Below are 21,699 nucleotides of genomic sequence, written 5' to 3'. Positions count from 1 at the left end.
TATTATAGAACATTTTAGTTCTTTTTTCAACAGGAAACATCTTCCAACAACACTCTGGCTGCTGCGGCACAAAGCACAAGCGTTGCCTCTTCCTGAAACAGCACCCCCGCACATTCGTCCAAAGTGGAACCCGTCGTCATAATATCATCCACCAGCAAAAAATGCCGGCCCTTAATTTCTGCCATAGGGAGCGGCTGATAGACCCCTTCTACATTTTTGCGGCGCTCCCGGCTGTGCAGCTTGTGCTGCTCGTGATTTTCCACTGTTTTTTCCAATACAGTGGAATATGGAATCTGTGTCAAAAACGCCAGTTCCCGGGCAATCAGTTCCGACTGATTATAGCCGCGCTGCTTTTTCCGGTTGGGTGACAAAGGAACCGAGGTAATGACATCCACCTCGCCCAAAAGCTGTTCCTGCTTCAGCTGTTCTAAAATTCTTCGAGCAAAGAATTTCGCATGTTTTTGCTTGCCGCGAAACTTAAAAGCCAACATGGCCTTGCGAATCTGCGATTCATAAACATCCGGCGCAATACAGTAAAAAGTCTTCCCGGTTTGGCTTTGCATCATACGAGAATGCCAAAATACCGGCACAACATTCTCAAAACAGCCAGAACAGCACTGTTGACCGGGAGGCACCACTTTTGAGCAAAAGATGCACCGCGGCGGATACACATACTCTAACACCGTATTCCACCATTGTTTAAATTTCATGGACGCTTTCCTCCGATAAAAACCAGGAAAGTCCGGAATACCGCAATGTTTTGCGGTTATTGTTTACCATGGCGGAAATGACCTGTTCCATACCCACCAAAATCAAAAGGGACTTGGCACGGGTAATCGCCGTGTACAAAAGATTCCGGTAGCTCAGCTGAGATGGCCCTGAAAACATGGGAATCACAACGGCCTGAAATTCGTTGCCCTGACTTTTGTGTACCGTCATCGCATAGGCCAAATCCAATTCTCCGGCGTTATCCATGGGGTAAAGCACATACCGGTCGTCCATCTGCACAGTCAACGTCGCTGCTCTTTTATCAATTTCCAGCAGGATTCCCACGTCGCCGTTATAAACGCCTTCGCCTCCGGTTCCGTCTGATTTCATCCAGGTCAAATTGTAATCGTTGCGAATCTGCATCACCTTGTCGCCGGTTCGCAGGGTAATGCCGTTAACGGTAATTTCTTTTTTATTCGGTCCCGGCGGGTTTACCGCCTGCTGCAAACGGCGGTTCATTTCCACCGTTCCCACCTCGCCCCTTTTGCCGGGGCAAAGCACCTGAATGTCTGTGGTGGGCTCATACCCATAGGTTTTGGGAAGGCGCTGAGTATACAGCCCCACAATGGTTTCGGAAATTTGCGTCCCCTGCCGCATGGGCATAAAGAAGAAATCCCCGGTTCGGTCAAACAATTCCGGCATTTCCCCGGCCACCACCCGGTGGGCATTTCGAACAATCAGGCTGTTCATAGACTGCCGGAACACCTCTTGCAGCTGCACCACGGGAAATTTTTCACACCGAATTAAATCCCCCAGCACATTCCCGGCACCCACAGACGGCAGCTGATCGCAATCCCCCACCAAAATCAGCCGACACCCCAAAGGAAGCGCCCGCAGCACGTTTTCAAACAGCTGCACATCTACCATAGAAAGTTCGTCCAACACCAGCGAATCGCAGTCCAGCAGATTCTTTTCGTTGCGGGCAAAGGTAGGAGTATCCCGGTCATTCCACTCCACCTGAAGCAGCCGGTGAATGGTCTTTGCTTCTTTGCCCGTCACTTCAGACATCCGTTTGGCTGCCCGGCCGGTGGGTGCCGCCAAAAGCACCTTTTCGCCCTGCTGCTCCAAAATAGAAATAATCGCATTCAAAGCCGTGGTTTTTCCCGTGCCCGGGCCGCCGGTCAAAATCAGCATTCCCTTAGACAGCGCTTCCCGCATCGCCATTTTCTGCCCTTCGGCATACTCGATGCCCAACCGTTCCTCCACAGCCGAAATGTGCCCGTCAATTCCCCGAATGGACTGAGCAGGGTAACGCAAAAGCATTAACAGCCGCCCGGCGCAGTAGGCTTCGGACTGATAATAACGGGGCAGATAAATATATTCTCTCTCCTGAAACAGCTGGGGAATCAAAACATGTTCTTCTTTCAACTCCTGCAAAGCGGAGGCCACCCGTTCCGGCTCTACCCCCAAAAGTCGGGCAGCGGCGGGAATCAGCTTGTCCGCGGGCAGGCAGGTGTGTCCGTTATTGGTATTGTGCCGCAGCACATAGTGCAGGCCTGCCCGAAGCCGAGAAAAGTCGTCCTGTTCCACGCTGGCGGATTCCGCAATCAAATCCGCACGCCCAAAGTCGATATCCACTCCATCGGCACACAGTAAAAATGGATCCGTTTGAATCAGTTCCGCCGCGGAAGGACCGTATTGCTTCCAAACCCGAAGGGCTTCTTCCGGGGTGATGCCAAACCGGCTTAGATACAGCATAACCTCCCGAATTCCATAAATACGCTGAAACTCCTGAGCAATTTTTGTCGCCTTGGCTTTGGTGATTCCCTTAACAGCACACAGGCGCTCCGGCTCGTTCTCCAGAATTTCCAGCGTGTTTTCCCCAAAGGTTTCTACCAAGCGGGTGGCAGTTGCTACCCCCACCCCTTTAATGGCGCCGGAGGATAAATATTTCAGGATGGCATCCACTGTTGTGGGCTTAAACCGTTCAAACGCTTCTGCCTTAAACTGCTGGCCAAAGCTGGGGTGATGAATCCATGTGCCAATGACACGCAGCTCTTCCCCACAGCTGACCCAGGGAAGGGTTCCCACCACAGTGACAAGCTCCTCCCCTGCTTTCAGCTCCAGTATTTTATATCCGTTATTTTCATTGCTAAAGACGATCTCTTCCACCGAACCGGTCATTTCCAGCAATTGTTTTTCCTGCATAACTCCATCCTCAGTCGTACATCTGTTTTCTTTTCAGTATAATCCTTTTTCTATGTATTTGCAAATTCCACACGCAGTGTTTTCGGTAATTCCTCTGCCATACACAGGCGCACACAGGGATGGGCGTTTGCAAATGCTTCACAGATTTGTCTGGTTTCGGCATCCATGCCGCAATCCACGCACAAAATCTCTTTTTGTCCCCCATGGCGCATCCAACGCAGTTTTTCCAGCGCTCCGCGAATTCGGTATTCCACCGTGTCATCTTTTCCCGACACACAGACCAATACCGTCATTTTTTCTTCTTTTCTGGGGCGGATCAGCCAGAACAATACGACACGGCACAGCTCCGTCAGGCCAATCACCGCGAAAAATGCCACCAGAATTCTGCCAATCATATCCGGCATCATTATCACCTCAATTTATGTTATGCCAGAAAAGAAAAAATGACAGTAATAGCAAAGGCTGTGCATTCGGAAATTCCGAAAACACAGCCTTGATGGTGTAGAATAATCCAGAAAAAATCAGGCCAAAGCGGCTTTAAGCAGCCCCACTTTGTCAGTTTTTTCCCATGCGACTCCCAAATCTTCGCGTCCCATGTGGCCATAGGCGGCCAAAGAGCGGTAAATGGGCCGACTGAGCCCCAACGATTTGATCAGTGCGGTGGGGCGCAAATCAAACACCCAGTTAATCGCTGCTTCCAGCTGTTCACTGGTGTAAGAAGAAGTGCCAAAGGTTTCCACTAAAATAGATACCGGGCGCGCTACACCAATGGCATAGGCCAACTGAACCTCGCATTTTTTGGCAAGACCGGCAGCAACAATATTTTTCGCCACATAGCGGGCAGCATAAGCGGCCGAACGATCCACCTTGGTCGGATCCTTACCGGAAAAAGCACCGCCGCCATGACGGCCATATCCGCCATAGGTATCCACGATAATTTTGCGTCCAGTCAGTCCGCTGTCACCCACCGGGCCGCCCACCACGAAACGACCGGTGGGGTTAATATAATATTTGGTGTTTTGATCCAAAAGCTCGGGGGCAATCACCGGGCGGATTACTTTTTCTAAAATGTCTTTTTGAATCTGCTCCTGAGTCACATCCGGGTCATGTTGGGTGGATACCACAACTGCCTCTACACGCCGGGGGATGTCCCCATCATACTCAATGGTAACCTGAGTTTTTCCGTCCGGGCGAAGATAAGACAACGTGCCGTCTTTTCTTACCTTGGCCAGCTGTTTGGCCAAAGCATGAGCCAGATAAATCGAAAGCGGCATCAAAGTGGGGGTTTCATCGCAGGCATAACCAAACATAATGCCCTGATCCCCGGCACCGGTCAAATCATTTTCGTCCGTGGCACCGCTTCTTGCTTCTAAGGACTGATTGACGCCCATGGCGATATCCGGCGACTGTACATCAATGGATGTAATCACGCCGCAGGAATTGCCGTCAAAACCATATTGGGGATTATCATACCCAATCTCACGGATTACTCCGCGGGCAATGGCGGGAATATCCACATAGCATTCTGTAGAGATTTCACCCATCACATGAACCAAACCGGTTGTGGCGGTTACTTCGCAAGCCACATGGGCTTTTTCATCCTGAGCCAGAATCTCATCCAAGACAGCATCCGCTATCTGGTCGCACACTTTATCGGGATGTCCTTCTGTCACCGATTCCGATGTAAAGAAATATTTTGACATGAATACGCCTCCTGTAACGAATAACTAAAATTGAATAGAATCAATAAAAAAACCACCGCTTGGAAAGCCAAACGGTGGAAACTAACCTCATCTGTCGGCTTTATCCGCAGGAATTGGCACCTTGCGCCTAACGCGCAGGTTGCCGGACATCACAGGGCCTGTTCCCTCCGTCACTCTTGATAAGGATCTATTCTATTGTGATTACTTATAGTATAGCATATTTTGTTTGCAATTGATAACAAAAATCAAAAAAATATCTGCTAAATCGGATGAAACATCTCTCGATTTTTTTGAACAAATGGCTGCAGAGAACGAAACAGCACCGCTGCAATTCCGCTGTTCAGCGAAGCTTTCAGCAAATTAAACGGAATAATGCCGGGCAGCATCATTGCATCCACCACCGTTTTGGGCACGCCGAAAAAGTGAACGGTAAAGATGTAATTCATTGGAATCATAATCAATGTCATTGCAATACTGCCTAATACCATACCGATAATGGCATCAGAAAATTTATGTTTTCTTTTATAAAACTCGCCGGCCAGCAGCACCAAAGCGCCAGAAGAAATAAAATGCATGACCAGGCCAATCCATCCATTGCCGCCGAACAAAAAAGCCTGAATGGTAGAAACCACAAAAAGAACTGCCAGCGCAGGGCCGGAACCAAACAAAAGAGCTCCAATCAAAATGGGCGCATCGGCCATATCGTACTCCAGAAACGGTGCGGCCGGAACCAAAGGAATTCTTACAAAAGCGATTAAGACCAAAGAAATCGCCGCCAGCATGGCAAGCTGAGCCATATGGACAATCTTCTTTCTGGACATGGGTTTGTGCATCGTGTTTTCTCTCCTTTTTTTCGCTGTCAACGAAAAAAAATCCCGCAGAAATCTGCGGGACAAACAAGCGCAAATGCGCAGTTCTTCTTCCATCCGGACTATACCGTCGGCTTTGGGATCTCACCAAAATCTGCAAATGCTCGCGGGCTAACGGCTCATGGCCGCATTACCGCCGGTGGGGAATCACACCCCGCCCCGAAGACAGCTTATTAATTTGTTGTTCTTATTATATTCTAATGATAACATTTTGTCAATATGCCCGTTTGTTTTTCGCAAAGAAATCACAGGCAAATTGCTTTATAATGTTGACTGCATAAACGACAACAGATCGAATGATTCATTGAAAGAATTCTTAAAAATCATTAATACATAGAATATCGTCTGAAAAAAGAATAAAATTATCAAAAGAGCCTTTGCAAAAGATTGCCTTCTAACTCATTTCGTAATACAATAGTACCAGAATGTGACAATTACTGAATGCGGTTACGCAGCCAAAATGAATTTGATAAGGAGATGTTATGGAAAACACAACAAAGGCCTATGTGGCAATTACGGTTCAGTCCCTTATTATCGGACTGTCCTTTTTAATTGTAAAAATCGCTCTGACCAGTGTGGGCACCATGGAATTATTGGCTCATCGGTTCACCGTTGCCGCAGTAAGCGTGTTGATTTATCAGGCAATCCGGCCCCAAAACATTCAGGTGCGCTGGTCAGATTTTCTCAAAATTGCTCCTTACAGCCTGGCTTATCCCATCGGTTTCTTTTTATTTCAAACCCTTGGGCTGCAAAGCATCTCTTCTTCCGAAGCTGGGGTCATTTCTGCTATTATTCCGATCTTAACCTTGATCATTGCCCATGTGGTGTTAAGAGAAACCATCACGGCTCTGCAAAAAGGTCTGATGCTTTTGTCGGTATCGGGAATTATCTTCATCCATGTGATGAATGGTTTCAGTGTTTCCAATTACAGCTATTGGGGATTCTTCTTTATTCTGCTGTCGGCTGTCGCATTTGCCTTTTATACCGTATTGGCCCGAAAGTTAACTACCCAGTATTCCGTATTAACCATTGTATATGTGATTAGTATTTTGGGCTGTATTGTCTTCAATGTAATTTCAATTGCCCAGCATCTGTACGCTGGCGAACTGAGTTCTTACTTTCAGCCTTTTACCGATTTTACTTTTGTCGTCGCCATTCTCTGCCTTGGGTTTTTATCTTCCTTTATTACTTCACTGCTTTCTACCTATGCAGTCAGCCGGTTAGAAGCCACCAAGGTGGGGTTGTTCACTAATTTCTCTACGGTTATCAGCATTCTGGCCGGCACCATCTTCCTGCATGAGCCGATGTATTATTACCACTACATTGGAATTGCTGCCGTATTAGCCGGAGCCATCGGGTTTAATCTTTTGAAGTCACCCCGCAGAGAATAACCGGCAGCCTACCCCAAAAGCCTTATTTTTTATGATCAGTAAAACCTTTTTATGCAAAAATAGAAATTTAATTTCTGGAGATACAAATTTGATCCAATCAAAAAAGTTTCATCATTTCGCAATCAGGAATAGAGAAAGGAAGTTTATAGGATGGGAAAATCAAAAAAAATGCTTGCCTGTTTATTGGCAGCGATTATGTCGGCAGCCCCTATCACTGCTTTTGCGGCAGACACAGATATCATCGGCAAACTGAGCATGGACACCACCAGTTATATCATGCCCCCGGGAGGAATTTACGATTTTAAGGCCTCTCTTGACAGTTCAATGCTCAAACAAGAGGACGTCAAAGTTTGGTCTTCCCGAGACGGAATTGCTAAAGTTACCCCTATTGCGGGCACGGGAAAATATCGCATTACCGGATTGAAGCCCGGCACAACATATATTACTTCTGAAATCAAAGGCGTTCATGCGTCGATTCAGGTAACAGTGGAAACCGGCGCAAAACCCCATGGGGTGACCAACTGGACTACCTCTTTCATTCATCAGTCTGATCTTTCGTCCACAGTCAATGTGACCTTTCCAGAAGGTTCCACGGTAATGAGCATTGCCGCTTTACTGGAAAAGAACCGGGTATGCAGTGCCAACGATGTCCTTGAAGCGGCCAAAAGCACTCAGTTTGACAGTTATTCTTTCCTGAGCACCTTACCGAATGCCTCTGCCCGCTATTATAAATTAGAGGGATATCTCTTCCCCGACACCTATAATTTTTATCGGGAAGACAGTGCAGCCAACGCCCTCAAGCGCCTGCTGAACAATATGCAAAACAAGCTTTCTACACTGGAGGCACAGGCTGCAGCAGCAGGAATGACCACAGATCAAACATTAACAATAGCTTCGCTGATTCAGGCAGAAGCCGCAAATACCAGCGATATGTATATGATTTCTTCTATCCTGCATAACCGCCTGAGGGACGGGGCACAGAACGGGATTCCCAAACTTCAATTTGATTCTACTATGTATTATCCCTACCGTTCCAAAGCAGAAATACCAGCCGGTTTTTCCAGCACTTATAATACCTATACTATTTCAGGTTTGCCGGCCGGGCCAATCTGCAATCCCGGCTCGAATGCCATCGATGCCACACTTCATCCCACAAGCACCAATTATTACTACTTCTGCCACTCTGCTTCCGGAACACCTTATTATGCTTCTACCTTAGAGGAACACAATCAGAATCTGATTCTTGCCGGACTGCGGTAAGCCGATAGATAAAAAAGAACAGCACAGCTTCTGAGAAGAGCTGTGCTGTTCTTTTTTTGGCTCTTTTCTTCCACTTGATGGAATGGGCTCAGAAATAATTGCGTTCCTAATAAAAGTTCTGTTCATCAGCATTGCGATTCCTTTATAACAAAAAGGCAAAGTGCCTGAGAGATCATCCGACCAGAAGTTCTTTGCCTAAAATTTTGTTCCCCTCTTAGAAAAAGGAGTTGAGCATCGCTATTTTTGAAGGAAAACCTTTTATGGAAAGCGCAAACCAAAAAGTCCCCGGTCAAAAGACCGGGGACAATTTTATGCGATAAAGGCAGTTATCAGCCAGTGATAACGCCGGTTACAACGCCGGAACCAACGGTACGGCCGCCTTCACGAATAGCAAAGCGGAGACCCTCTTCAATAGCGATGGGGGTAATCAGCTCAACATCCATATCAACGTTATCGCCAGGCATGCACATCTCGGTGCCCTCGGGCAGAGAGATAACGCCGGTAACGTCTGTTGTTCTGAAATAGAACTGAGGACGATAGTTGTTGAAGAAAGGAGTATGACGTCCGCCTTCTTCTTTGCTCAGGACATAAACCTGGCCCTTGAACTTGGTATGAGGATGAATGGAACCGGGCTTTGCCAGAACCTGGCCACGCTCGATTTCAGTTCTCTGAATACCACGCAGCAAAACGCCCACGTTATCGCCAGCCTCAGCGTAATCCAGAATCTTACGGAACATTTCAATTCCGGTAACAACAACCTTGCGGCGCTCTTCGGTCAAACCAACCAACTCAACTTCTTCAGAAGTTCTCAGCTGGCCACGCTCCACTCTACCGGTAGCAACAGTGCCGCGGCCGGTGATGGTGAATACGTCTTCAACAGGCATCAAGAAGGGCAGGTCAGCCTTGCGCTCAGGGGTGGGGATAAACGAGTCAACTGCAGCCATCAAGTCCATGATGCACTTGTACTCGGGAGCATTGATGTCTTTGGAAGCACATTCCAAAGCCTGCAAAGCAGAACCGCGAATAATGGGTGTATCATCGCCCGGGAACTCATATTCGTTCAACAGGTCACGGATTTCCATTTCAACCAGATCCAGCAACTCGGGATCGTCAACCTGATCAGCCTTATTCATGAACACAACAATGTGCGGCACGCCAACCTGGCGGGACAGCAAGATGTGCTCTCTGGTCTGAGGCATGGGGCCGTCAGCAGAGGATACAACCAGGATAGCGCCGTCCATCTGAGCAGCACCGGTGATCATATTCTTAACATAGTCGGCGTGACCAGGGCAGTCAACGTGAGCATAGTGACGGTTTTCAGTCTGATACTCAACGTGAGAAGTGTTGATCGTGATACCACGTGCTCTCTCTTCGGGAGCCTTATCGATGTTAGCATAATCAACAAACTCAGAACTGCCGGCCAGGTTCAAAACCTTGGTGATTGCAGCAGTTAAAGTGGTTTTTCCGTGGTCAACGTGACCAATGGTACCAATGTTTACGTGCGGTTTGTTTCTTTCAAACTTTGCCTTTGCCATTGGAAATCCTCCTTTTTATTATACAATATCAATATTTTCTGTTAAGCTACGCCTATTCTAACAAGATAAAAGTGAAAAATCAAGCCCATTTAGACAGGTTGTTTACTCTTTCTTGGAGCGGTCTGAAATGATCTGCTCGGACACAGATTTCGGCACCTCAGAGTAGTGCGCAGGCTCCATAACGTACTGTCCGCGACCCTGTGTTTTAGAACGCATATCGGTTGCGTAACCAAACATTTCAGAAAGCGGAACTTCGGAATTGATCTGCTGGGCACCGGAAACAGCGTCCATACCCAGAATCATACCACGGCGAGAGTTCAGGTCACCAATAACGTCGCCCATGTACTCATCGGGAACGATAACAACAACCTTCATGATCGGCTCCATCAGAACCGGATCTGCTTTTCTCATCGCCTCTTTAAAGGCCATCGAACCGGCGATCTTAAACGCCATTTCAGAGGAGTCAACCTCATGATAAGAACCATCATACAGGGTGACCTTTACGTCAACTACGTTGTAGCCAGCCAAAATACCAGACAGCATTGCGCCCTGAATACCCTGGTCAACTGCCGGAATATATTCCTTCGGAATCGATCCGCCAACGGTAGCATTGACAAATTCATAGCCCTTGCCCGGGTTGGGTTCGACACGGATCTTAACGTGACCGTACTGGCCCTTACCGCCGGACTGTCTTGCATACTTGGTGTCCGCTTCCGCATTTCTGCGGATGGTTTCCTTATAAGCAACCTGGGGCTTACCAACATTAGCTTCTACCTTGAATTCACGCAGCAAGCGGTCTACGATGATTTCCAAGTGAAGCTCACCCATACCGGCAATGATGGTCTGGCCTGTTTCGGTATCGGTATATGCCTTAAAGGTGGGATCTTCTTCCGCAAGTTTTGCAAGAGCGATACCCATTTTCTCCTGACCGGCCTTTGTTTTCGGTTCAATAGCAACACGAATAACAGGCTCGGGGAATTCCATGGATTCTAAAATAACCGGGTGCTTCTCATCGCACAGGGTGTCACCTGTAGTGGTGTGCTTCACACCAACCGCAGCGGCAATATCGCCCGCATAAACGGTTTCGATATCCTGACGGTGGTTTGCGTGCATCTGAAGAATTCGACCAATACGCTCGTTATTGCCTTTGGTGGAATTGTAGACAGTAGAACCGGCATTCAAAGAACCGGAATACACACGGAAGAAGCACAGCTTGCCCACAAAGGGATCGGTTGCGATCTTGAAAGCCAAAGCAGAGAAAGGCTCTTCATCAGAAGAATGACGATCCTCTTCCTCTTCGGTATCCGGATTCACACCCTTAATGGACTCAATGTCTGTGGGGGCGGGCATATAAGCAATAATGGCATCCAGCAGTTTCTGTACGCCTTTATTCTTATAAGAAGTACCGCAGCAAACAGGAACCATCACATTTGCAAGGGTTGCCTTGCGGATGCAGGTCTGAATTTCTTCCTCTGTCAGAGCAACACCTTCCAGGTATTTCTCAAACAGTTCATCATCCTGCTCTGCAACATGCTCCAGCAGCTCGGTGTGATACTTCTCTGCCAGTTCCATCATATCCTCAGGAATCTCTTCCTGGCGAATATCTTTGCCCATGTCATCATAATACACATAGGCTTTCATCTCAACCAAATCGATGATGCCCTTAAAGACATCCTCACTGCCGATGGGCAGCTGAATCGGAACCGCATTGCACTTGAGGCGATCCTTCATCATCTGGACAACGCGATAGAAATCCGCACCCATGATGTCCATTTTATTCACATACGCCATGCGGGGAACTTTGTATTCCTCTGCCTGACGCCAAACGGTTTCAGACTGCGGCTCCACCCCTCCCTTAGCGCAGAAAACGGTAACGGAACCGTCCAATACGCGCAGAGAGCGCTCTACCTCAACGGTAAAGTCAACGTGGCCGGGAGTATCAATAATGTTGATTCTATGCCCCTTCCAAAAGCAGGTGGTAGCAGCAGATGTGATGGTGATACCTCTCTCCTGCTCCTGTGCCATCCAGTCCATTGTTGCGGAGCCATCGTGGGTTTCACCGATTTTATGGTTAATTCCCGTATAATACAGAATTCGTTCTGTAGTGGTTGTCTTACCGGCATCAATATGAGCCATGATGCCGATATTTCTTGTCATTTGAAGCGATACCTGCCTAGGCATAGTTTCCTCCTTAAATCTGAAAAATGTGTCCGCTCATTATGCAAAACACGGAAAATCTTTCGGTCAGCGCCGGAAAATTACCACCTGTAATGAGCAAACGCCCTGTTAGCCTCTGCCATTTTATGCGTATCATCACGCTTCTTAGCAGCGCCACCGGCACCATTAATCGCATCAAGGATTTCTCCGGCAAGTCTTTCTTTCATGGTCTTTTCGGATCTCAGTCTGGAATACTTTGTCATCCAGCGCAGACCCAGTGTCTGTCTTCTTTCGGGGCGAACCTCCATAGGAACCTGGTAGGTAGCACCGCCCACGCGGCGAGCTTTAACCTCTAAAGAAGGCATCACGTTCTCCATTGCCTGCTCGAAAACCTCGAGCGGGTCTTTTCCTGTCTTCTCACTGATAATGTCAAATGCACCGTAAACGATTTTCTGGGAAACCCCCTTCTTACCGTCCAGCATAATGTTATTGATCAGTCTGGTGACAATCTTGGATTTGTAAAGCGGATCGGGCAAAACATCACGTTTTGCGATAGAACCTCTTCTTGGCACTTTACTTCCCTCCTTCACAATAATGATATCATAGGTACTCGAAAGGACAAACTCCCGTGGGCCAGGGAGACGTTCTTAATTTATAAAAACGCCGCCAGTGTGTAAAAACACGCAGCCGTAAGGTTTCTGTCATGTTCGGTCAGCCCTTATTTTTTCGCTGCGCCGGGCTTCGGACGCTTTGCGCCGTACTTAGAACGGGCCTGCATACGTTTCGCAACACCCTGGGCATCCAGAGTTCCGCGAATGATGTGGTAACGCACACCAGGCAAATCCTTTACACGACCGCCGCGAATCATTACAACGCTGTGTTCCTGCAAGTTATGGCCAACACCGGGAATGTAAGCACTCACTTCAATTCCGTTGGAAAGACGTACTCTGGCGATTTTTCTCAATGCAGAGTTAGGCTTTTTCGGAGTTGCAGTTTTAACAGCAGTGCAAACACCACGTTTTTGGGGGGAATCCTGATCGATTGCAATTCTTTTCTTAGAGTTCCAACCTTTCAGCAGCGCAGGGGCCTTGGCCTTTCTTTCGCTGACTTCTCTGCCCTTGTGGACCAGCTGATTAAATGTGGGCATATGACACCTCCTCACTTGAATTTTATATGTTAAACAGGCATATATTTCCCGTATTAACCGTAAAGATACTTTAATTGCTTGTCTTTGTTTTCACCCGAATGGAATGATTTAACAAAATTTTTAATTGATTTTTTCAATTGCCGGCTTCTAACCCAAGAACAAAAGCAAAAAAACAAGTGACGAATTTTGTAAAAAACTCACAAAAACACAGCGGAATCCTGCCCAAATTCACGATAGTTCGAGCAGGATTTTCGCTGTTCCATTCGTAAATCATCACAATTGGTTATTTTATCACGATACCGCGTCGTTTGTCAATACCGGCTTTTCCGAATCCACTTCCACATCACCATAGCACTTCATGCCGGTGCCGGCGGGAATCAGCTTACCAATACAAACGTTTTCTTTCAGGCCCAGCAGCGGATCGACTTTTCCCTTAATGGCTGCATCGGTCAGCACGCGGGTAGTTTCCTGGAAGGACGCCGCAGACAGGAACGAATCGGTAGCCAAAGAAGCCTTGGTGATACCAAGCAGCATGGGGGTGCAGGTTGCCAGGTGAAGCTCCGCCTCTCCTGCGTCCATACGCTGCTGAACCATCTCGTTCTCGGTTTCAAAGTCGCTCTTATCCACCAAAGCGCTGGGCAGCAGGTTGGTGTCGCCTGCATCTTCCACGCGAACCTTCTTCATCATCTGACGCACGATAACCTCGATATGCTTATCGTTGATATCAACACCCTGCATCCGGTAAACGCGCTGAACTTCCTGAATCAGGTAATCCTGCACGGCCTGCGGACCGCTGATGGCCAGAACGTCATGAGGATTGACAGAACCTTCGGTCAGTCTGGTGCCGGCCTTTATTTCCTGGCCTTCCTTCACGCTGATGCGGGAACCGAAGGGAACCAGATAAGACTTTTGATCGCCGGTTTCCCGGTCAGTCACGACAACATGGCGGTTTTTCTTGACTTCCTCAAAGGAAATCACACCGGTAATCTCACTGATAATCGCCAAGTGCTTGGGCTTTCTGCCTTCAAACAGCTCTTCAACACGCGGCAGACCCTGAGTAATATCTTCTGCACTGGCAACACCGCCGGTGTGGAACGTTCTCATGGTCAGCTGTGTACCGGGTTCACCGATGGACTGCGCTGCGATAATACCCACAGCCTCGCCCACGTTGACAGGCTGGCCGTTGGCCAAGTTGGCACCGTAGCACTTCTTGCACACGCCGTGCTTCGCGCGGCAGTTCAGAATCGAACGAATCTTGATGTGAGTGACTTCCTTGGATACGATCAGTTCCGCATCCTGCTCATCCATCAGCTTATCTTTCGAGACCAAAATCTCGCCAGAGGCTTCATCGATAAAGTCATCCACCAAATAACGACCCTGCAAACGCTCGGTCAAAGGCTCGATAGATTCTCTGCCCTCGCGGATATCAAAGACCTCCAGACCATCAATAGCACCGCAGTCGTTCTCGCGGATAATGACTTCCTGCGAAACGTCAACCAGACGACGGGTCAGGTAACCGGAGTCCGCCGTTCTCAGCGCGGTATCAGCCAGACCCTTTCGGGCACCACGAGAAGAAATAAAGTATTCCAAAACGTTCAGGCCTTCACGATAGTTGGCCTTAATGGGAATTTCAATGGTACGGCCAGAGGTATTTGCAATCAAACCACGCATACCTGCCAACTGACGAATCTGGCTCATAGAACCACGGGCGCCGGAGTCCGCCATCATAAAGATGGGGTTGTAGCGATCCAATCCGCTTTGCAGCGCATCCGTTACTTCGTTGGTGGTTTTTTCCCAGATTTTCAGAACCGCATTATAGCGCTCAGACTCAGAAAGCAAACCATTGCGATATTCGTCGGTCACCATGTCGATCTGATGATCCGCTTCTTTAATCAAAGCCTTTTTCTGCTCAGGAATGGTTGCATCGCAAACCGCAACGGTAATTGCGCTCTTTGTGGAATATTTATAGCCCTGTGCCTTCACGCTGTCCAGCACTTCTGCTGTTCTGGAAGTGCCATGCTTGCGGATGCACCGGTCAATGATTTTACCCAGCTGTTTCTTTCCAGCCAAGAAATCAATTTCAAATTTCAACAGATTATCGGGGTTAGAACGGTCAACAAATCCCAAATCCTGAGGAATGGGCTGGTTAAAGATGATGCGGCCCACAGTGGAATCCACCATGCCGGTTACCATCTGGCCGTTAATCTCCATGGTGCGGCGCACTTTAATTTTGGCGTGCAAGCTGACCACTTTGGTTTCATAAGCCATCAGGGCCTCTTCCACGTTGCGGAACACCTTGCCTTCGCCCATCTCGCCGTCCTTCTCCAGTGTCAGATAATAGGAACCCAACACCATATCCTGTGTGGGAACCGCTACCGGACGTCCGTCAGAAGGTTTGAGCAGGTTGCCGGCTGCCAACATCAGGAAACGGGCTTCTGCCTGAGCTTCTGCAGAAAGCGGAACGTGAACCGCCATCTGGTCACCGTCAAAGTCGGCATTGTACGCAGTACATACCAGCGGGTGCAGTTTCAGTGCACGGCCCTCTACCAAAACGGGCTCAAAGGCCTGAATGCCCAAACGGTGAAGAGTAGGTGCACGGTTCAAGAGAACCGGGTGATTCTTAATCACGATTTCCAAAGCATCCCAAACCTCGGGCTTGGCACGCTCCACGGCCTTTCTTGCCGCCTTGATATTCCCGGCCAGGCCGGTTTCTACCAAGCGCTTCATGACAAAGGGCTTAAACAGCTCCAGCGCCATTTCCTTGGGAAGTCCGCACTGATACATTTTCAGTTCAGGACCAACAACGATAACCGAACGGCCGGAATAGTCAACACGTTTTCCCAAAAGGTTCTGGCGGAACCGTCCCTGCTTACCTTTCAGCATATCAGAAAGGGACTTCAGGGGCCGGTTGTTGGGGCCTGTGACCGGGCGGCCGCGGCGGCCGTTATCAATCAGAGCATCCACCGCTTCTTGCAGCATGCGTTTTTCATTGCGGACAATAATATCCGGTGCACCGAGTTCCAACAGTCTTTTCAGACGATTGTTTCGGTTAATCACACGACGGTACAAATCGTTCAGGTCAGAGGTGGCAAACCGGCCGCCGTCCAGCTGAACCATGGGGCGCAGATCCGGCGGAATCACCGGAACCGAATTCATGATCATCCATTCCGGGCGGTTGCCCGAAATGCGGAATGCTTCAATGACTTCCAAACGTTTTAAAATACGAACACGCTTTTGGCCGGAAGCATTAATGAGCTCTGCCTTTAACTCAGCAGATTCTTTTTCCAAATCGATTTCTGCCAGTAAGGTCTGAATTGCTTCTGCACCCATAGTGGCCTGAAAATCGTCTTCATATTTTTCGCGCATATCGCGGTATTCTTTTTCGTTGAGCATTTGCTTTTTTTGAAGCTCACGCACATTGCCCGGATCCGTTACAATATAAAGGGCAAAATACAGAACCTTTTCCAGCATACGGGGCGAAATATCCAGAATCAGACCCATGCGGGAAGGGATACCCTTAAAATACCAGATGTGAGATACCGGAGCCGCCAGCTCAATGTGGCCCATCCGCTCACGGCGCACTTTGGCACGAGTTACTTCCACGCCGCAGCGTTCGCAAACCTTGCCCTTGTAACGAATTCTTTTATACTTTCCGCAATGGCACTCCCAGTCCTTTTGCGGCCCGAAAATCCTTTCGCAGAATAGTCCGTCGCGCTCCGGCTTCAGGGTTCGGTAGTTGATCGTTTCGGGTTTCTTTACCTCGCCATGGGACCATTCCCGAATGGTATCCGGCGATGCAAGCCCGATTTTCATTGACTCAAATACGTTAAATTCCATATTGCAACCCCCTACTATTCCATATCATCGCTGTCGCTGCTGAACGGATCCTCGTCATCCTCTTCCTCTGAAAACAGATCCGGCTCCTCCTCCACAGTTTCCTCTTCCAGATCCGGATCTTCCAGAGTATAGCCTTCAAAGCTATCCTGTGTGGAAACAGTCGGTTCGTCAAAGGCATCGCTGGTTGGGGTAAAGCCCACATCGTCATCGTCAAAGTTCTGCTTCAGGTCAATTTCTTCGTTGTTGCCGTCCAGAACCTTTACGTCAAGGGCCAAAGACTGCAATTCCTTAATCAGAACCTTAAAGGATTCCGGCACGCCGGGTTTGGGGATATTCTGGCCCTTCACAATGGCTTCGTAAGTCTTGACACGACCCACCACGTCATCAGACTTCACCGTCAGGATTTCCTGCAGGGTATAAGCCGCGCCGTAAGCCTCCAGAGCCCAAACTTCCATCTCTCCGAAGCGCTGTCCGCCAAACTGTGCCTTACCACCCAAGGGCTGCTGAGTAACCAGCGAGTAAGGTCCGGTGGAACGGGCATGAATCTTATCATCAACCAAGTGATGCAGCTTCAGGTAGTACATATATCCCACGGTTACGGGGTTATCAAAAAGCTCGCCGGTACGTCCGTCGCGCAATTCTACCTTTCCGTCATCCCTCATTCCGGCGGCTGTCAAGCATGCACGAATGTCATCTTCATGCGCGCCGTCGAATACAGGGGTCATAATCTTCCAGCCCAGTGCTTTGGCAGCACGGCCCAGATGAACCTCCAATACCTGCCCGATGTTCATACGGGAAGGAACACCCAAGGGGTTCAAAACAATATCCAAAGGAGTGCCGTCCGGCAGGAAAGGCATATCCTCCTGGGGCAGAATACGGGAAACAACACCCTTGTTTCCGTGACGACCCGCCATCTTATCGCCTACTGAAATCTTACGTTTCTGGGCAATATAGCAGCGAACCACCTTGTTGACACCGGGGCTCAGCTCGTCGTGGCTGTTCTCACGGGTAAACACTTTCACATCAACCACAATGCCGTATTCACCATGGGGAACACGCAGAGAGGTGTCGCGAACCTCGCGGGCTTTTTCACCAAAGATAGCACGCAGCAAACGCTCTTCTGCGGTCAGCTCGGTTTCGCCCTTGGGGGTTACCTTACCCACCAGAATATCTCCGGCACGAACCTCGGCACCCACGCGGATGATACCATTTTCATTCAGATCGCTGAGCAGATCCTCATTCACGTTGGGAATATCCCGGGTGATTTCCTCCGGCCCCAGCTTGGTGTCACGGGCTTCGATTTCGTATTCCTCAATATGGATTGAGGTATAAACGTCGTCACGAACAATTTTTTCATTGATAAGAACGGCATCCTCATAGTTATAACCTTCCCAGGTCATAAAGCCAATCAGAGCATTTTTGCCCAGAGCAATTTCGCCGTTTTCGGTAGCAGGACCGTCAGCAATGACTTCGCCGGCTTCGACCTGCTGTCCTCTTTCCACCACGGGAACCTGATTGATGCAGGTACCTTGGTTGGAACGCATAAACTTTGTAACATGATAGGTGTCCACTTCGCCGTTATCCGCAGTGATACGGATCTCATCCGCACTGACGCTGCGAACAACACCCGCGCGCCTTGTCAGCACGCAAACACCGGAGTCAACACCCGCTTTGTATTCCATACCGGTACCAACAATGGGAGCCTCTGTTTTGAGCAGCGGAACCGCCTGCCGCTGCATGTTAGAACCCATCAGCGCACGGTTGGCGTCATCGTTTTCCAAGAAGGGGATCATGGCCGTTGCCACAGATACCACCATACGGGGAGAAACGTCCATATAATCCGCGCGGGCGCTTTCTACCTGCACGAACTCATCACGGTAACGACCGTTGATTTTGGGATGAATGAAATGTCCTTCGTCATCCAGCGGTTCGTTGGCCTGTGCCACGATAAAATCATCCTCTACGTCCGCGGTCATATACACCACGTCAGAGGTAACGCAGCCGTTTTCTTTATTCACACTGCGGAACGGCGCTTCAATAAAGCCGTACTCGTTAATGCGGGCAAAGGTAGCCAAATAAGAAATCAAACCGATGTTGGGGCCTTCTGGGGTTTCGATAGGGCACATACGGCCATAGTGGCTGTAGTGAACGTCACGAACTTCAAATCCGGCGCGGTCACGAGACAGACCGCCGGGGCCCAAAGAGGACAGGCGGCGCTTATGCGTCAATTCCGCCAGGGGGTTATTCTGATCCATGAACTGAGACAACGGCGAGGAACCAAAGAATTCCTTAATCGCTGCAACAACCGGACGAATGTTAATCAGTGAATGAGGCGTCAGAATCTCCAAATCCTGTGCCTGCAGCGTCATTCTTTCCCGAATGACACGCTCCAAACGGGAAAAACCGATGCGGAACTGATTCTGCAGCAGTTCACCCACAGAACGGATGCGGCGGTTGCCCAAATGGTCAATATCATCAATGTGGCCCAGACCCATGGCCAGGCAGTTCATAAAGTTAATGGAAGAGAAAACGTCATCAATAATAATGTGCTTGGGAATCAGCTCGTCTGCTCGAACACGCAGAGTTTCTTTCAGCTCTTCCTCGTCACCGCAGCTTTCCAGAATTTCTACCAGAACGCTGAAACGCACACGCTCATTCAGGCCGCATTCTTTTTTGGCGTCAAACGAAACAAAATCGTTCACATTGACCATGCCGTTAGAAATCACTTTGACTTCCCGCTCGCCCATCTGCACATAAGCAGTAGAAACACCGGCGTCGTCAATTTCAACAGCCTTGCTGTGGGAAATCACTTCGCCCGCTTCTGCCATCAGCTCGCCGGTCAGCGGGTTGATAATGGGGCGCGACAGCTGCTGGTCGGTAATTCTGCCGGCCAAATTCAGCTTTTTATTGTATTTATAGCGACCCACACGAGAAAGGTCATAACGGCGTGCATCAAAAAACAAGCCGTTGATGTGTGTCTGAGCACTTTCGATGGTGGGCGGCTCACTGGGGCGTAATTTACGGTAAACTTCAAACAGAGCCTCTTCCGTATTTTTGCAGGGATCTTTTTCAATAGTAGCCAAAATACGGTCGTCTTCCCCGAAATACTCGCGGATTTCCTCATCCGTGCTGAGCCCTAAGGCACGAATAAACACAGTAATCGGAATTTTACGGTTTTTATCAATCCGAACATAGAACACATCGTTGGCGTCGTTTTCATACTCCAACCAGGCGCCCCGGTTCGGGATAACCGTAGCACTGAACAGTTCCTTACCGGTCTTGTCATATTCCATCTTATAATAGACACCGGGGGAACGAACCAGCTGCGATACAATGACGCGCTCTGCGCCGTTGATTACAAAAGTACCGCTGTCGGTCATCAGCGGAAAATCACCCATAAACACTTCAGACTCTTTGATTTCTCCGCTTTCTTTGTTCAGAAGCCGGGCTGTAACCCGAAGAGCCGCAGCGTATGTGGTGTCACGCTCTTTACACTCCTCTACGCTGTAATTCGGTTTGTCATCCAGTTTATAGTTCACAAAATCAAGCACCAAATTCCCGGTGTAGTCCGTAATGCCGGAGACATCCCGGAAAACTTCTTTCAGACCTTCGTCCAAAAACCACCGATAGGAATTTTTCTGTACCTCTATGAGGTTTGGCATGTCCAGGACTTCATCAATCCGAGAGAAGCTCATGCGAGTATTTTTGCCTAATTGTACCGGTTTGACATTCACCATTGGCTCAATCACTCCATTCATATATTTCACCATCTTTGTAAGATAAACAAACTTTCTGTTGGTGCACACCACCGCTTCGGTAAAATTTTAAAAGATGCTCTTGCCTTTTTGAAAAAACCATGCTAAAATAGGATTAAAGTTAAGAGAAAATCGATACGTTTCCATGATGATGCAGTATATTATTTTATTACAATATATTGTATTTGTCAAGTATATCCTTAAATATAATTGGAATAATTCTGGCATACTAATCATATTTGTATATTTTACGCCTTAATATTTAAATTTTAAAAGCAGCCCTTCTGTTTATTCAGAAGGGCTTTTTATTTTTGTGCTAAAAAATACACTGAATGTTTTTGTAAGAAAAACAGGGATTCTGTCACGGTTTTCTACTAAGATAGAACCCCCACGGCACAAAACCGGAACCCGAATCTTTTGTGGAACAAACAAAAAAACTCCCCCGCCCTTTGTGAACAACCAAAACGGGAATTCACAAAAAGCAGGGGCGAAATGGGGGCAAAGGATAAAAAACGGAGCAAATAAGTCCGTTTGGCTGCCCGGGCTGCCAAATGCCTTTTCAAAAGATTCTCAAATTCTGATGATAAGGCAAAAAAATAGGCGACCCCCGGCAGGAGGAGTTCTCCAAGCCGGGGGCATTATCGCCTGCGGATCTTATAATCACAGTAAACGCCCCCGGCTGATGGTATCTTCAATTGTTATTGTTTTCTATTCCATCAACACAACTGGAAACGCAATAGATGGCAAACCAAATCTCATCCATCTGATTCGTAATTAAAACTAATTTTCTTTACTGAATTTCTAATAATATGTAATTTTACGACATAATTATATGCAAATAAATAAACTTTGTCAATATAATTAAAAAAGATAATAATTTATTATAAAATGATTACAAAGTTTTTGTGATATCGCTGTGAAATCTGTAGTCCGTTTTATTGCTTTTATTCTTTTTCGATGGTATTAACGAAAACTTTTTTCTTAAAATAAGAATTGATCCTGTTGTTTTATTGCCAACACTAAAATCATATTACGAGTTTGTTTTACGCTTGCATTTTTTATAAAATCACTGCTTTTCGGGATGGAACCGGCGGTTGACTTTCCCTTAAAAGGGAGTATACTAACAATA

General features: G+C 48.1%; 13 protein-coding genes and 2 riboswitches. Of the genes, 2 read left to right on the top strand and 11 right to left on the bottom strand.

Annotation, left to right across the window (positions count from 1 at the left end):
* Positions 1-26: 26 nt before the first annotated feature.
* The 5 genes from C1A02_RS01070 to C1A02_RS01050 all read right to left on the bottom strand — a co-directional run bounded on the left by C1A02_RS01070 (position 27) and on the right by C1A02_RS01050 (position 5,452).
* Positions 27-710 carry a ComF family protein gene (locus tag C1A02_RS01070; protein ID WP_101696360.1) on the bottom strand — a complete coding sequence of 228 codons (684 nt, stop codon included), beginning with the start codon at positions 708-710 and terminating at the stop codon, positions 27-29.
* Entirely contained in the window at positions 700-2,916 is a 2,217-nt protein-coding gene (recD2, locus tag C1A02_RS01065; protein ID WP_101696359.1) for an SF1B family DNA helicase RecD2, read from the bottom strand. The genes C1A02_RS01070 and recD2 overlap by 11 nt, the downstream gene beginning before the upstream one ends.
* Before the next feature lie 50 nt (positions 2,917-2,966).
* Complete coding sequence (locus C1A02_RS01060; RefSeq protein WP_243577874.1) at positions 2,967-3,311, bottom strand: glycosyltransferase family 2 protein; 345 nt, start codon at positions 3,309-3,311, stop codon at positions 2,967-2,969.
* 126 nt (positions 3,312-3,437) lie between these two features.
* A complete protein-coding gene (gene metK / locus C1A02_RS01055; RefSeq protein WP_101696357.1) occupies positions 3,438-4,619 on the bottom strand; it encodes a methionine adenosyltransferase in 1,182 nt (393 codons plus the stop codon).
* 84 nt (positions 4,620-4,703) lie between these two features.
* Positions 4,704-4,805: riboswitch (SAM riboswitch) on the bottom strand.
* A 74-nt stretch (positions 4,806-4,879) separates the two neighbouring features.
* Entirely contained in the window at positions 4,880-5,452 is a 573-nt protein-coding gene (locus C1A02_RS01050; protein ID WP_101696356.1) for an ECF transporter S component, read from the bottom strand.
* A gap of 77 nt (positions 5,453-5,529) precedes the next feature.
* Positions 5,530-5,659, bottom strand: a riboswitch (FMN riboswitch).
* A gap of 311 nt (positions 5,660-5,970) precedes the next feature.
* On the opposite strand from C1A02_RS01050, the gene C1A02_RS01045 reads away from it, so the two are divergent.
* Together C1A02_RS01045 and mltG are read left to right on the top strand one after the other, a co-directional pair.
* Entirely contained in the window at positions 5,971-6,879 is a 909-nt protein-coding gene (locus C1A02_RS01045; RefSeq protein WP_101696355.1) for a DMT family transporter, read from the top strand.
* Between the two features lie 150 nt (positions 6,880-7,029).
* The gene (mltG, locus tag C1A02_RS01040; protein ID WP_101696354.1) at positions 7,030-8,139 is read left to right on the top strand and encodes an endolytic transglycosylase MltG; all 1,110 of its coding nucleotides are present in this window, start codon (positions 7,030-7,032) and stop codon (positions 8,137-8,139) included.
* A gap of 329 nt (positions 8,140-8,468) precedes the next feature.
* Here the strand turns inward: mltG and tuf are convergent, their stop codons facing one another.
* The 6 genes from tuf to rpoB form a co-directional block, all read right to left on the bottom strand.
* Positions 8,469-9,674, bottom strand: a complete 1,206-nt coding sequence (gene tuf, locus C1A02_RS01035; RefSeq protein ID WP_101696353.1) for an elongation factor Tu — start codon at positions 9,672-9,674, stop codon at positions 8,469-8,471.
* Between the two features lie 102 nt (positions 9,675-9,776).
* A complete protein-coding gene (gene fusA / locus C1A02_RS01030; RefSeq protein WP_101696352.1) occupies positions 9,777-11,855 on the bottom strand; it encodes an elongation factor G in 2,079 nt (692 codons plus the stop codon).
* Between the two features lie 77 nt (positions 11,856-11,932).
* Positions 11,933-12,403 carry a 30S ribosomal protein S7 gene (rpsG, locus tag C1A02_RS01025; protein ID WP_207204863.1) on the bottom strand — a complete coding sequence of 157 codons (471 nt, stop codon included), beginning with the start codon at positions 12,401-12,403 and terminating at the stop codon, positions 11,933-11,935.
* 146 nt (positions 12,404-12,549) lie between these two features.
* Positions 12,550-12,978: a 30S ribosomal protein S12 gene (gene rpsL / locus C1A02_RS01020; protein ID WP_101696350.1), complete on the bottom strand. Its 429-nt coding sequence runs from the start codon at positions 12,976-12,978 to the stop codon at positions 12,550-12,552.
* Positions 12,979-13,269: 291 nt separating this feature from the next.
* A complete protein-coding gene (gene rpoC / locus C1A02_RS01015; RefSeq protein WP_101696349.1) occupies positions 13,270-16,815 on the bottom strand; it encodes a DNA-directed RNA polymerase subunit beta' in 3,546 nt (1,181 codons plus the stop codon).
* Between the two features lie 14 nt (positions 16,816-16,829).
* Positions 16,830-20,552 carry a DNA-directed RNA polymerase subunit beta gene (gene rpoB, locus C1A02_RS01010; protein WP_101696348.1) on the bottom strand — a complete coding sequence of 1,241 codons (3,723 nt, stop codon included), beginning with the start codon at positions 20,550-20,552 and terminating at the stop codon, positions 16,830-16,832.
* Between the last annotated feature and the right edge of the window lie 1,147 nt (positions 20,553-21,699).

Source organism: Clostridium minihomine, assembly GCF_900240385.1.
Lineage (GTDB): Bacteria > Bacillota > Clostridia > Oscillospirales > Acutalibacteraceae > Faecalispora > Faecalispora minihomine.
Note: the sequence above shows the minus strand (reverse complement) of the source record. Positions and strands in the feature narration are given on the sequence as shown.